13 protein-coding genes are annotated in these 13,019 nt (G+C 64.9%); 4 read left to right on the forward strand and 9 right to left on the reverse strand.

The annotated features are described in order from the left end of the window. Positions 1-19: 19 nt before the first annotated feature. Both C8C94_RS01395 and C8C94_RS01400 read right to left on the reverse strand, forming a co-directional pair. Positions 20-988 carry an IS1595 family transposase gene (locus C8C94_RS01395; protein WP_082437481.1) on the reverse strand — a complete coding sequence of 323 codons (969 nt, stop codon included), beginning with the start codon at positions 986-988 and terminating at the stop codon, positions 20-22. 215 nt (positions 989-1,203) lie between these two features. Then, positions 1,204-2,262 (reverse strand): sodium-dependent bicarbonate transport family permease, encoded by a 1,059-nt coding sequence (locus tag C8C94_RS01400; protein WP_121422632.1) that lies wholly within the window; start codon positions 2,260-2,262, stop codon positions 1,204-1,206. An 86-nt stretch (positions 2,263-2,348) separates the two neighbouring features. On the opposite strand from C8C94_RS01400, the gene C8C94_RS01405 reads away from it, so the two are divergent. Continuing rightward, positions 2,349-3,248 (forward strand): LysR family transcriptional regulator, encoded by a 900-nt coding sequence (locus tag C8C94_RS01405; RefSeq protein ID WP_121419447.1) that lies wholly within the window; start codon positions 2,349-2,351, stop codon positions 3,246-3,248. Between the two features lie 49 nt (positions 3,249-3,297). Here C8C94_RS01405 and C8C94_RS01410 read toward each other — a convergent pair whose 3' ends face one another. After that, a complete protein-coding gene (locus C8C94_RS01410; RefSeq protein WP_121419448.1) occupies positions 3,298-4,263 on the reverse strand; it encodes a LysR family transcriptional regulator in 966 nt (321 codons plus the stop codon). Positions 4,264-4,542: 279 nt separating this feature from the next. On the opposite strand from C8C94_RS01410, the gene C8C94_RS01415 reads away from it, so the two are divergent. Then, entirely contained in the window at positions 4,543-4,875 is a 333-nt protein-coding gene (locus C8C94_RS01415) for a nuclear transport factor 2 family protein (RefSeq protein WP_121419449.1), read from the forward strand. Next, positions 4,872-5,654 carry an SDR family oxidoreductase gene (locus C8C94_RS01420; protein ID WP_121419450.1) on the forward strand — a complete coding sequence of 261 codons (783 nt, stop codon included), beginning with the start codon at positions 4,872-4,874 and terminating at the stop codon, positions 5,652-5,654. Before C8C94_RS01415 ends, C8C94_RS01420 begins: the two co-directional genes overlap by 4 nt. A 77-nt stretch (positions 5,655-5,731) precedes the next feature. Here the strand turns inward: C8C94_RS01420 and C8C94_RS01425 are convergent, their stop codons facing one another. The 3 genes from C8C94_RS01425 to C8C94_RS01435 form a co-directional block, all read right to left on the reverse strand. After that, complete coding sequence (locus C8C94_RS01425; RefSeq protein WP_121419451.1) at positions 5,732-6,244, reverse strand: hypothetical protein; 513 nt, start codon at positions 6,242-6,244, stop codon at positions 5,732-5,734. A 206-nt stretch (positions 6,245-6,450) separates the two neighbouring features. Further along, the gene (locus C8C94_RS26010; RefSeq protein ID WP_370449706.1) at positions 6,451-6,915 is read right to left on the reverse strand and encodes a GNAT family N-acetyltransferase; all 465 of its coding nucleotides are present in this window, start codon (positions 6,913-6,915) and stop codon (positions 6,451-6,453) included. Continuing rightward, on the reverse strand, positions 6,902-7,771 hold the full coding sequence (locus tag C8C94_RS01435) for a LysR family transcriptional regulator (RefSeq protein WP_121422633.1): 870 nt from the start codon (positions 7,769-7,771) through the stop codon (positions 6,902-6,904). Before C8C94_RS01435 ends, C8C94_RS26010 begins: the two co-directional genes overlap by 14 nt. A 185-nt stretch (positions 7,772-7,956) precedes the next feature. Between C8C94_RS01435 and C8C94_RS01440 the strand changes: the two genes are divergently transcribed. Continuing rightward, the gene (locus tag C8C94_RS01440; protein WP_199731351.1) at positions 7,957-8,946 is read left to right on the forward strand and encodes an NAD(P)H-quinone oxidoreductase; all 990 of its coding nucleotides are present in this window, start codon (positions 7,957-7,959) and stop codon (positions 8,944-8,946) included. Between the two features lie 60 nt (positions 8,947-9,006). Here the strand turns inward: C8C94_RS01440 and C8C94_RS01445 are convergent, their stop codons facing one another. From C8C94_RS01445 to C8C94_RS01455, 3 genes are all read right to left on the reverse strand, one after another. Beyond that, the gene (locus C8C94_RS01445; RefSeq protein ID WP_121419454.1) at positions 9,007-10,749 is read right to left on the reverse strand and encodes a phosphoethanolamine transferase; all 1,743 of its coding nucleotides are present in this window, start codon (positions 10,747-10,749) and stop codon (positions 9,007-9,009) included. 35 nt (positions 10,750-10,784) lie between these two features. After that, positions 10,785-11,654 (reverse strand): S-formylglutathione hydrolase, encoded by an 870-nt coding sequence (fghA, locus tag C8C94_RS01450; RefSeq protein ID WP_121419455.1) that lies wholly within the window; start codon positions 11,652-11,654, stop codon positions 10,785-10,787. Between the two features lie 211 nt (positions 11,655-11,865). Beyond that, positions 11,866-12,984: an S-(hydroxymethyl)glutathione dehydrogenase/class III alcohol dehydrogenase gene (locus tag C8C94_RS01455; RefSeq protein ID WP_121419456.1), complete on the reverse strand. Its 1,119-nt coding sequence runs from the start codon at positions 12,982-12,984 to the stop codon at positions 11,866-11,868. Positions 12,985-13,019 lie beyond the last annotated feature (35 nt).

The raw sequence follows: 13,019 nt of genomic DNA on the forward strand, positions 1-13,019 counted from the left end.
GAATAAAAAATGGGCTCTTCTAGCGAATGCTAGTGACGTCTTGATTCCCCATGGCCGCACCCAGCACCAGCGCGGGCTGTGGGCCCATCGGGCCTGATCGGTCCAACAACCTGAACCACCCCAGGTACGAATCAAGGTATTTCGTTGCAACGCCCTTGAAGTGCTGCATCCAGCCGCGCAGCCTGCTGACATAGGCATTGACGTTCTGCACATGCCAGGGGCCGCTCACCCGCTGGCCCCGGCTCACGTTCACTGCCTGGTGCTGCACACCCAAGAGCCGCGCTGCACTGGCCAGAGTGACGCTGCCATCGGTGCACAGGATGGTGTCCGGTGGCAACAAGGGCTTGAGTGCCGCTTGCACACTGACGGCCTTGTTCGTCTCCAGGATGAGGTTGACCGTTGCTCCCGCACGGTCTCGCGCCATCAGTACGGGTGTGTACTCCGAACCCTTGCAGCCAGCCAGCGCTTTACCTCCCCGGCGACGGGCCTTGCGCAGCAACCCTCTTTGACCCTTGCAGGAGACCAGGAAGTAGGACTCATCGGCCTCGGCAATGCCCACAAGCTGGCGAGCCTGCTGGTTGCTTGGGCAGGCCAGGAAGCGGTGACGCCAGCGAAAGGCGGTGCTTTGTGCCACGCCCAGGCGCTGGGCCACCTGATTGAGCGAGAGGCCTTCGCCCAAAGCTTGTGTCTGACCCATCCACTTGTCCCGCAGATGCAAACGCGCCAGCGGTGTTCCAGTCAAGGCGTTGAAGGTGCGCGCGCAATGGCGGCACTTGAAGCGTTGAAGCCCATTGGCCGAGCCGTTCTTGACAAGCAGGGAACTGTTGCAATGCGGGCAAGCCCGGGAACCGCCGCTGTGCGCTTCTACAACGGCGATGGCTTGACTGTGATCGAGCAGCACCTGCAGGGAGCTTGCCAGTTGCTGGCGCTGGTGGTGCGTCAGCTGGGGCAAGCTGTGGATCAAGCGCGTCATCTGTTGCTGTCGCATGGCCTTCTCCTGGGGCAGACGCAAAGGCGTCGTACCTTAAAGATCAGGGCCATGGGGCGCGATTAAAGAGGCATCACTAGCATTCGCTAGAAGAGCCAAAAAATGGCCGCTTCCGCGCATCCGGTATGCCTCAATAGCTATCTAAATGATAGCAATTGAAGCAGGCTCTGCAAGCGCACGCCAGGGGCCACGTGTGGGCTGTATGCATCGCCCCCTCACACGGCCCACAGGCTTTGCACCACCTGCGTGTACAGCGGAATGCCCAGCACGATGTTGAGCGGAAACGTCAGCCCCAGCGACAGGCTCACATACAGCGACGGGTCGGCCTCGGGGATGGCATAGCGCACCACCGCAGGTACGGCGATGTAAGAGGCACTGGCCGCCAGCACCATCAGCAGCACCGCATCGCCTGCGGGCACGGCCACCAGCCAGGCCAGTCCCAGCGCCAGCGTGGCGTGGGTGATGGGGCCCAGCACCGCATAGGCCAGCAGCCAGGGCGACTGCTGGCGCACCGCAGGCAGGTTGCGTGCGGTCGATAGGCCCATGTCCAGCAAGAACAGGCACAGCATGCCCTTGAACAGATCACCCGAAAACGGCTGCATGGCCGCCTTGCCCGCATCGCCCGTCAGCAGGCCGATCAGCATCGCGCCCAGCAGCAGCAACTGCGTGCCATCGGTGAACGACTCGTGCAGGATCTTGCCCACCGACAGGTGCGGGCCGCCCTTCCCACTGACGTTGCCCGGGCCATGACCGCCCAGCGTGGCGGCGCCCCCGCCTGTCATCGCTACCACGGGCGGGGCGGCGGTGGCCATGGCCACCGCCTGCTGTTTTTGCCGCAGCGCATTCGCCAGCAGCACTGCGAGGATGATGGCGGGCGACTCCATCAGCGCCATCGCCGCCGCCATGTGGCCGCCGTAGGCGATGTGTTGCGACTCCAGGTACTGCGTGGCCGTCACAAACGTCACCGCGCTCACCGATCCATAGGTGGCTGCCACCGCCGCCGCATTGAAGCCCGACAGCACCCGCCGCAAGAGCACATAGCCCACCAGCGGCACCACAATGGCCAGCAGCACCGCCAGCCCCAGGCCGGTGGCCACGCTGGGCGTGAAGCCCGATGCCGCCAGCGCAAACCCGCCCTTGAGGCCCAGTGCCATCAGCAGGTAGATCGACAAGAACTTCGAGATCGCCGCAGGCATCTCCAGGTTGGACCGCACCAGGCCCGCAAACACACCCAGGGCAAAAAACAGGATCGCAGGGTCCAGCAAGCTTTGCATCATTCAACTCCTTGGGCGCCAATGCTATGCAGTGCAGGGTGCAAAGTAAAATCGATTCGAATGCGCTTATCTATAGATAAAAATCTATGAACATCACCTTTCGCCAGCTGCGCCTTTTTCTGGCGCTGGCCGAAACCGGCAGCGTCAGCGCCGCCGCCCGGGTCATGCACGTCACCCAGCCCACCGCCTCCATGCAGCTGCGCGAGGTGTCTCAGGCCGTGGGCCTGCCGCTGTACGAAGTCATCTCGCGCCGCGTGCACCTCACCGAAGCGGGGCATGCCCTGGCCCGCACCGCGCGCGCCATTGCGGGCGAGTGGGATGCGTTTGAGCAGCGCGTGTCTGGCGCCAAGGGCCTCACCAGCGGACGCCTCAAGGTCGCCGTGGTCAGCACCGCCAAATACTTTGTGCCGCGTCTGCTGGGCAGCTTCTGCAAGCTGCACCCGCAGATCGACATCTCGCTGGAGGTGCTCAACCGCGACCATGTCATCAACCGGCTGCGTAGCAACCTGGACGACCTCTACGTCATGTCCATGCCGCCGGCCGATTTGCCGCTGGAAGACCACATCCTCATGCCCAACCCGCTCGTCGTCATCGCCGCCGCAGGCCACCCACTCGCCGCGAAAAAGCGCGTCAAGTTCACGCAATTGCAGGCCGAGCGCTTCATCCTGCGCGAAAAAGGCTCCGGTACCCGTATGGCCACCGACGCGCATCTGCGCCAGCTGGGCTTTGTTCCCAGCGCCGTACTGGAGCTGGGCAGCAACGAGGCCATCAAGGAATCGGTGGAAGGCCAGCTGGGCGTCTCCATCGTTTCCCGCCACAGCCTCGGCCCCCACCACGAGGGTCTGGCCGTGCTCAACGTGCAAGGCTTCCCCATCCAGTCGCAATGGCACTTGGTCTGGCCCAAGGGCAAGCAGCTGTCACCGATTGCGGAGGTGTTCCGGGGGCATCTGATGGGCGAGGTGAAGGGGTGGATGGAAGGCCGGTGAGGGCGACGCTTCTGGCTTGAATGGCTGATATCGGCCACCCAAGACCCCATTACCGACGTGGAGTCCTCTGCACAGCCGCATTCACTGATGGGCGTTGCAAGCCAGGCATGGGTTCTGGCAGATCACGGTCCAGCAGGCAGTCGATGAAAGCCGTCAATGCCGGTGATGGATGGCGCCGGTTGGAGTAGTACAGGAACAGGCCGGGCTTTGCCACCGACCAGTCGGCAAGCACCTGCACCAGCTGCCCCTGGTCGATGTGGTTGTCCACCCGCTCACGGTCAAATGCATAGGCAATGCCCAGGCCCTGCACGGCCGCAGCCACGCCGATGTCCGAGTGGTTGGTCACCAGCGGTCCTTCTGCCGCAATCTCCACCCGTTTTCCTTTTTTCTCGAACTCCCAGCGGTAGGTCCGGCCATCCATCTGAAGCCGCCAGTTGATGCACGCGTGGCCGTGCAGGTCGGCGGGCGCCTTGGGCGTGCCGCGCTGCGCCAGGTAGTCGGGCGAGGCCACGGCAATCATCTTCACGTCCGGTGTTAGGCGCACGGCGATCATGTCTTTTTCCAGCCGCCCGCCCACGCGGATGCCCGCATCAAAGCGGCCCGCAACGATGTCGCTCAGCCCGTCGTCCACCACGATGTCCAGCACCACATCCGGGTGGGCCTGGTGAAACCGCCCAAGCCGTGGCGCGATGACCTGCGTGGCGGCCATGCCCAGCGTGTTGATGCGCAGCGTGCCCCCCATCTGGCTGGCCGACGCACTGGCTTCGGCCACTGCGTCGGCCATGTCCCGAAATAGCGGGGCCATGCGCGCATACAGCTGCGCCCCGGTGGCCGTGGGCGCCACGCTGCGCGTGGTGCGGTTCAGCAATCGCGCGCCCAAGCGGGCTTCCAGCTGGCGAATCGTCTGGCTCAGCGCCGACGGCGACAGCCCCAGGTGCTCCGCCGCGCGCGCAAAGCTCGCGCGCTCGACCACGGCGGCAAAGGCCTTCAGTTCTGCAAAATCCGATCCGCGCATTCTGTATTTTTTTCTACATAGCTTATTCAAATTCTAGGCCATTCACTAATTGGTTCTGCAGGCGCATCCTGACGACTCCACCAACCCAACGACTAGGGGTGACCTGCATAACCCTCGCGAGGCGGTGGTAGCGCGGATCGGGATGGGGCACAAGGCGTCTTTTCTTGCCAATAGCCGCGCTATTGGCAAGAAAAGCAACGCAGTGGACAGCCCGAGACCGCGCTATCACAGACCGCGGGGAGTTGCGCAGCTCATCCCTAAACCAAGGAGATCGTCACCATGACCCCTTTGAGCCTCCCTGACCCCATTGCCGCCTACTTTGCGGCCGACCAACAAAAGAACGCTGAGGCCATTGCCCGGTGCTTCACGGCACAGGCCGTCGTCAAGGACGAGGGCCGCACCCATTCGGGCATCGACGCCATCAAGGCCTGGAAGGCCGCGGCATCGACAAAGTACACGTACACCACCGAACCCTTTGCGCTGCAGCAGAGCGACGGCCACCAGTTCGTCACCAGCCGCGTCGAGGGCAACTTCCCTGGTAGCCCGGTCGATCTGCGCTACCGCTTTCGCCTTGAGCGTGGCCTGATTGCGTCGCTGGAGATGACGGTATGAGCTTCGACCTTCAACTGCGCGGCCAGCGCGCACTCGTCACGGGCGGCACCAAAGGCGTGGGCGCTGCCGTGGTGCAGGCTTTGGTGGACGCCGGTGTGCAGGTGATGGCTACCGCGCGTTCAGCCCCTGCGCACCCGATTGGCGGCGTGCTGTATGTGCCTGCCGACGTCTCCACCGCAGAAGGCGCTGTAGAGGTTGCGCAGGCGGTGCTCACGCACTGGGGCTGCGTGGACATTCTGGTCAACGTGGTGGGCGGCTCCAGCGCGCCAGGCGGGGGCTTTGCAGCGCTGGACGATGCGCAGTGGTTCAACGAACTGAACCAGAACCTGATGCCCGCCGTGCGCCTGGACCGCGCTTTGTTGCCCGCCATGCTGGCCCTGGGCGCGGGCGTCATCGTCCACGTCAGCTCTATCCAGCGCGTGCTGCCGCTGCCCGGGTCCACCACCGCCTACGCTGCTGCCAAGGCGGCCCTGTCCACCTACAGCAAGGCCTTGTCGAAAGAGGTCACGCCACAAGGCGTTCGCGTGCTGAGCGTCTCGCCCGGCTGGGTCGAAACCGAAGCTGCCGTCGCCCTGGCCGAGCGCGTGGCCACCCAGGCAGGCACGGACTACGAAGGCGGCAAGCAGATCATCATGCAGTCGCTGGGCGGCATCCCGCTGGGCCGCCCCGCCAGGCCGCAAGAGGTGGCCGACCTGATCACGTTTTTGGTGTCACCGCGTGCGGGAGCGATATCGGGCTCGGAGCATGTGATTGATGGGGGCACGGTGCCGACGGTTTAGAGGCGCAGCAATGCGGCTTCTCACATCAGCCCTGGTGGAACGCCAGGAACTGACACCCGGTTGAGCTGCGGTTCGTCTTACCGCACCCCTGTCAGGCCCCCGCCACCGACAGCCCGCGTTACGGGGCAGTTGATGACGATATCGGTGACTTCGAGCGAGACCAGGCCTTTTTCTTCGGCAGCCAATAGCTCCTCCTCCGATGTCAGCTCGGGCCCCGGATGGTGTGTCGTTCTCGTCACCAGGACGAGGCGCCACAGTGGGCTGTAGCTTCGGTCCGTGTTCGCCGCGCCCACGGGACGTGGCGCAGATTGAAAGATGCTGATCTGTTCGCCCTGCGAGAATTTGTACACACGCTCCAGCACCGAGGGGCGCGCGGCGATGGCGTCGCGCAGGCGAGGGACGTGGTTCACACCGGCGGCCTCTGCCATGGCGCCGTCCGAGATGTCTGTCGTGATGTACTCCACCTGTCGCCCGTCAACCCAGGCACGGTGCAGTGGAAGTACCGTTTCTGTCCGTCCGGCATCAAAACGGGGCCCCGCGCATCCGATGAGCAGAACCACGGATGCAATGGCGATGGTGAGACGAATCAAGTGCGACGCTCCTGGTGATGCTGTACGCTGATCCTGAGCAGCAGTTGGTGGCTAGCCGAAGTGAGTCGGCTCGTGCGACGGATGGGAGTGCTGGCGCATGGTGCTGCCATTTTGCCCAGGCGACGTCTGACTCCAAGAAGCAAAAACCCCGGCGAGCGGATCCAATCAGTGGGTTGAGGCTGTTGCGTCCCCGTTATAGGGCCTGCCTAAACCAGCACATCCCGAATAGCCACATCCTTGTCAAACTGTGCCTTGGCAAACGGGCACAGCGGGACCACTTTGGTACCCGTAGCCCGCGCCCACAGCACCAGCGCGTCGAGCAGTGCGCGTCCGACACCTTGCCCGCTGAGTGATGGATCTACCTCGGTGTGGTCCACGATGACCATCGTGGCGTTGGTGCGGCTGTAGGTCATCTCGGCCAGGCGCTGGCCGCTGTTCTCGATGGTGAAGGCGCCTTTGGCGTCTTGCTCCTGGTGCTGGATGGTGTGCTGCATGGGGTGGTGAATGAAGCAGGTGGAATAAGTGCCGGAGTATGGCGCAGCAGGTATTGCCGCCGCTGACCGACTGATGAATGGGTTGCTTCTTCGGTCGGTCGGCCAGTTCAGTTTGCTGATGCCTTGGTTGCGAAGGCAGCGCCAAGCAGCATGCCGTTTTCCGCTACGCCTGACCAAATGCCTCCGACAGAAACTCTGCCGTGGCGCGGACGCGTGCGGTGCGCTGCAGGTCGGGGTGCATGACTTGCCAGACCTCGTAATCGGTGGCGCGGCGGCGTTGGGGCCAGATGCGGACCAGGCCTTCGCGCTCGCCCATCCACACCGGCATTTCACCCAGGCCAATGCCCGCTGCCACCGCCTTGCGCACCAGCAGGCTGGAGCGCACGGCCATGGCGATGCGGGCTTGGCGGGCGGGCACACCGGCCATGGTCAGAAACGGGCTGTGCTCCAGGTAGGGGCCATAGGCCACCAGGTGGTGGCCCCGCAGCTCGTCGTCGGGCACGGGTTCGCCAAAGCGCTCGATATAGCCCGCGCTGGCAAACAGGCCCACCGGCCATGACACCACGCGGCGCACGACCAGGTCGGGCGTCTCCGGGCGGACGTTGCGAAACGCAATGTCCACCTGCCTGCGGCTGAGGCTGAGCAACTGGGTGGAGACCTCCAGGTCCACACGGATGTGGGGCCAGTGCCGCTGCAGGCGCTCGACTGCGGGCAGCAGCAGGTCGATGGCGATGGAGTCGGTACTGGTGACGCGCACGATGCCGCCGGGGTTTTCGTCCTGGCCTTCGATTTTGGTGCGCAGGTCGAGGGCTGCGCTTTCCATGCGGCGGGCGGCTGCCAAGGCCGTTTCGCCTGCCGGCGTGAGCAGGTATCCATCTTTGGCACGCAGGAACAGCTTGGCGCCCAGCTCGGCCTCCAGTGCATTCAGCCGCCGCCCCACGGTGGCCTGGTCGATGCCCAGGCTGCGCGCGGCGGCGCGCAAGGAGGGGGCTCTTGTCAGCGCGAGAAAGACGCGGGTGTCGTCCCAGTTCATGGTGGTGTTCATCGGGTGGGCGTGATGCAATTTTGCATCACTACAGAGCGAAATTGCTGCGTTTGAATGGTGTGTTGGCGCGGTAACCTTGCAGGCCTGAATGACATTTTTGAGGACTGCAACCCATGCCCACCGCTTTGAGTGAACAACATCCCGCCACTGTGCAGACCGCCGTACCACCCACCATGCAGGTCATCGTGTTCGACGACTTCGGTGGGCCTGAGGTGCTGGTGGCCCGGGAGGTCCCGACCCCCGAGGTGCGTCCGCACGACCTGTTGGTGCGCAACGCCTCCATCGGCGTGAACCGCGCTGATCTGTTGCACCGCAAGGGGGCTTACGGTCGCGCCTACTTTGGCGATGCGGACACCATGGGGCTGGAGATCGCGGGCACGGTGGTCGAGGTGGGCCCGCTGGTGCGCGGCTTTGCCGTGGGCGACCGTGTGATGGGCATTGTGGGCGGCGGGGCCTACGCCGAGCTGTCGCGCATCGACCACCGCATGGCCATGCATGTGCCGGACGGCCTGGGCCTGGTGGCAGCGGGTGCGGTGGCAGAGGTGTTTGTGACTGCACACGAGGCGCTGTTCCACCTGGCCAACCTGCAGGCGGGCGAGTCGGTGCTGATCCACGCAGCCGCAGGCGGCGTGGGCTCGGCGGCGGTGCAACTGGCGAAAGCGGCGGGCGCACGGGTGTTTGGCACAGCAAGCGGTGACAAGCGCGATGCAGTGCTGGGCTTTGGCGCAGATGTGTTCATTGATTACCGCAGCGAGGACTTTGCGGCCGTGGTGGCGCAGGCAACGGACGGTAAAGGTGTGGACGTGGTGATCGACTTCATTGGTGCGCCATACCTGGAGCGCAACGTGCGGTCGTTGGCCGTGGGCGGGCGCATGGTGGCCGTGGGCTTGCTGGGTGGTGCGCAAGGCGCCACGTTGCCGATGGACGCCGTGCTGTACCGCCATCTGCAGATCTTTGGCACGGTGATGAAGTCGCGCCCGCCCGAGGTCAAGCAGGCCATGGTGCAGCGCTTTGCCGAGCGGTGGCTGCCTGCGCTGGCGGCCGGTGCGATCTGGCCGGTGATTGACAGCACCTACCCGTTGGCAGATGCCGCGCAGGCCCACAGTCGCATGGAATCTGGCGTCAACGTCGGCAAGATTCTGCTGCTGCCAGGGGCGGCGTGAGGCGCGCAGAAGTTCATTGTTGCGGTTGGGGCATGGCGCCCGGGCAGGCCCGACTCCGCGTCAGCCCGCCGCTCTGGCCGCCCCCGCCGCCTGTCGGCAGCCTGCAAACATGTCCAGCCCCGCGCTGTACGCCCCGGTCTTCACATCCATCAGCCCCAGCACCGAGTGAAAGTAGTTGTCGTGGGTGATGCGCCGCTCGGCCAGCTCGTGCTGCAGGCAGCCGGTGGCGACCTGGGTGCGCGCCTGCATGGCGGGCGAGAGCCAGGTGATCCACGGCACATGCTTTTGCACGTCGGGCGCAATGGAGTAGGGCAGGCCGTGCAGGTAGAGGTTGTTCTCGCCCAGTGATTCGCCGTGGTCTGCTACGTAAATCATAGCTGTTTGCGCTTTGCTATCCTGCGCTGTGAGCCATTTGAGCACTGAATCGAGGAAAAAGTCCGTCTCCACGACGCTGTTGTCATACGCGTTGACGACCTGCTGGCGCTCACACTCCTGCAGGGAGGTGGATGTGCATTCGGGGCCAAACTTCTTGTTGTCGGGCGCCGAGCGTTTGTAGTACGCGGGGCCGTGGCTGCCCATCTGGTGCAGCACGACCACGGTGCCGCGCTGGCGCTGTTCGGCGGGCAGGGCGGCGATGCGGGTGTCCAGGTCTTGCAGCATCACGCGGTCCAGGCATTCGCCGCCGGGGCACAGGGCGGGGTCTGGCGTCGGGCTTTTTGGCGCGCTGGTGAGGGTCTCGCCAATGCGGTCGCACACGCCTTTGCAGCCAGACTGGTTGTCTACCCACAGCACGGCCAGGCCTGCGTGGTGCAGCACGTCGATGAGGCTTTCAAAGTTGGCAGCGCGCGCTTCGTAGCCCGTGCGGCCCAGGTGCGAGAACATGCAGGGCACCGATGCTGCGGTGCTGGTGCCGCACGACCAGGCGTTGCGGGCGCTGACGAGGTCCGTGCGGGCCGCGAGCAGCGGTGTGGTGTTGCGCTCATAGCCGTTGATGCCGAAGTTGCCGCTGCGGCCGGTTTCGCCCAGCACCAGCACCAGCAGCGGGGGCTTGGCCTGGCCCGCATAGCTGGCGCCCAGCTGTGCATCGCGCCCCAGGGGCAGCAGCTTGCTGGTGTCCATGCGCAGGGGCTTGGTGGCGATGTTGCCCAGCGCGTACACGCTGTTGAGCGGGTTGATCAGGTAGCGCAGCTTGGTGTGGTTGCGCATGGTCGATGCAAAGTCCTGGAACACCAGCAGCAGGCACACCACGATGACGGCGATGGCGCCCGCCAGCAGCAGCCCGTTGTGCGCCGCGTGGCGCAGGGTGCTCAGCCGCAACACGGGGCGGCGCAGCAGCCACCACAGCGGTGGCACGGCCAGCGCCAGTACGGTGGCCAGCATGCGCCAGTTGAGCAGGTCACCCGCCTCTTTGACGTCGGTTTGCAGCACGTTGGTGAGCATGCTGGCGTCAATGGCCACGCCGTAGGCCAGCATGAAATACGCGCCAAACGCAGCCATCACCACCAGCACGGTGGCGGCGGGCTTGAGCGTCCAGCGCCAGGCCAGCAGGCTCAGCAGTGCGGCATTGCCCGCTGCCACGATGAGCGCAAACGCGATGGCAAAGCCCCAGCCGCGCAGGCTGCCCTGGCCCGGCAACTGCGCCACCTCGCGCCACAGCGGCACATTGCAGGCCGTGGCCAGCCAGGTGCTGATGAGCACCACCACCCAGGCGGGGTGCAGGTGGCGTGTTGCGGTGGAAGCGGGCCGGGGCGCGGCGCCCGTGGCCAGGTGGGGAAGCAGCAGGCGCTGCAGTATCAAAGGCATGGGGCGCACTGTGGCGCCCGAGGCTTAAGGCCGCATTAACGTTCGGACTGCGGCAGGAGGTTTCTGGCGTGGTGCGCCAGGTGGTCGGCCATGAAGGTCTGAATGAAGTAGTAGCCGTGGTCGTAGCCCGCGTGGCGGCGCAGGCTGAGCGGCTGGCCGATGGCCTGGCACGCAGCTTCGAACAGGTGTGGGTGCAGTTGGTCGGCCAGAAACTTGTCGGACAGGCCTTGGTCGATGAGGATGCCTGCAGGGTAAGGCGCGACTGGCTGGTGCTGCATGAGCACCGTGGCGTCGTGCTCGATCCAGCCCGTGCGGTCTGCACCTAGGTAGCCCGTGAAGGCTTTCTCACCCCACGGGCACTGGGTGGGCGCGCAGATGGGGGCAAAGGCCGACAGGCTCAGGAAACGGCCCGGATGGCGCAGCGCCAGCGTGAGCGCGCCATGCCCGCCCATCGAGTGGCCGGTGATGCCCAGGCGGGTGCCGTCGATGGGCAACTGGGCTGAGACCAGCGGCAGCAGCTCTTTCAGGAGGTAGCTCTCCATGCGCCAGTGGGTGTGCCAGGGCGCTTGGGTTGCGTCCAGATAAAAGCCTGCGCCCACGCCGAAGTCCCAGCTATCGGCCTCACCCGGCGCATTGGCCCCGCGCGGGCTGGTGTCGGGCGCAATGAGGGCCAGGCCCAGCTCGGCCGCCAGGCGCTGGGCGCCGGCCTTGACCATGAAGGTTTCTTCGGTGCAGGTCAGCCCCGCCAGGAAGAGCAGGGCGGGCACGGGCCCTTGCTGCGCCTGCGGGGGCAGGAACACCGAGAACTTCATGGGCAGCCCGATTTCGGTGGAGGCGTGCTGGTAGAAGCGCTGCTCGCCCCCAAAGCAGGCGTGGGTGCTGAGGAGTTCCAGGGAGGTGGTCATGGTAGATGCTCTGAAAATAATAGCTGCTAGCGCTTGATGGATAAGCGTTAGAGGTCTTTTTTGCTTGAATTGAAAATTGACCTTAGACCGAGCCCGTTTGCCCTGAGCCTGTCGAAGGGTTGGTGGCAAGGCGTGCCATGGCTTCGACAGGCTCAGCCCGAACGGGTAACGGGGCGTTCGGGCGTCTCAAACGTTAGCTGCTCTGCAGGGGTCAGGCCACTGCGTATTTAACGACGGAGCGGATCGACTTGCCTTCGTGCATCAAATCAAACGCTTCGTTGATGTCCTTGAGGCCCATGGTGTGCGTGACAAACGGCGCGAGCTGGATCTTGCCCGCCATCGCGTCTTCGACCATGCCGGGCAATTCGCTGCGGCCCTTGACGCCGCCGAACGCCGTGCCCATCCACTTGCGGCCGGTGACGAGCTGGAAGGGGCGGGTGCTGATCTCCTGCCCCGCGCCTGCCACGCCGATGATGACCGACTGGCCCCAGCCGCGGTGCGCGCATTCGAGGGCGGCGCGCATCACGTTGACGTTGCCGATGCACTCAAAGCTGTGGTCCACGCCCCAGGTCGTCATCTCCACAATGACTTGCTGGATAGGCTTGTCATGGTCCTTGGGGTTCACGCAGTCGGTGGCGCCAAAGGTGCGGGCCAGATCGAACTTGGAGGGGTTGGTGTCCACGGCGATGATGCGCCCGGCCTTGGCCAGCTTGGCGCCTTGAATGACCGCCAGGCCGATGCCGCCCAGGCCGAACACGGCGACCGTATCGCCCTCTTGCACCTTTGCGGTGTTCTTGACGGCGCCCAGGCCCGTGGTCACGCCGCAGCCCAGCAGGCAGACCTGCTCGGGGTTGGCGTTGGAGTTGACCTTGGCCAGCGACACCTCGGCCACCACGGTGTATTCGCTGAAGGTGCTGCAGCCCATGTAGTGGTAGATGGGCTGGCCGTTGTAGCTGAAGCGCGTGGTGCCGTCGGGCATCACGCCTTTGCCCTGTGTGGCGCGCACGCTCACGCACAGGTTGGTCTTGCCGCTCTTGCAGAACAGGCACTCGCCACATTCGGCGGTGTAGAGCGGGATCACATGGTCGCCGGGCTTCACGCTGGTCACGCCTTCGCCCACTTCCACCACGATGCCAGCGCCTTCATGGCCCAGCACCACGGGGAACAGGCCTTCGGGGTCGTCACCGCTCAGGGTGAAGGCGTCGGTATGGCACACACCGGTGTCGGTGATCTTGATGAGCACTTCGCCCTTCTTGGGCGGGGCGACGTCGATCTCGACGATCTGCAGGGGTTCTCCGGCTTTGAAGGCGACGGCGGCGCGGGATTTCATGGGGTGTTCCTTTCGGTCAATCGGATGGGGACGGT

The organism is Acidovorax sp. 94, assembly GCF_003634645.1.
Lineage (GTDB): Bacteria > Pseudomonadota > Gammaproteobacteria > Burkholderiales > Burkholderiaceae_C > Acidovorax > Acidovorax facilis.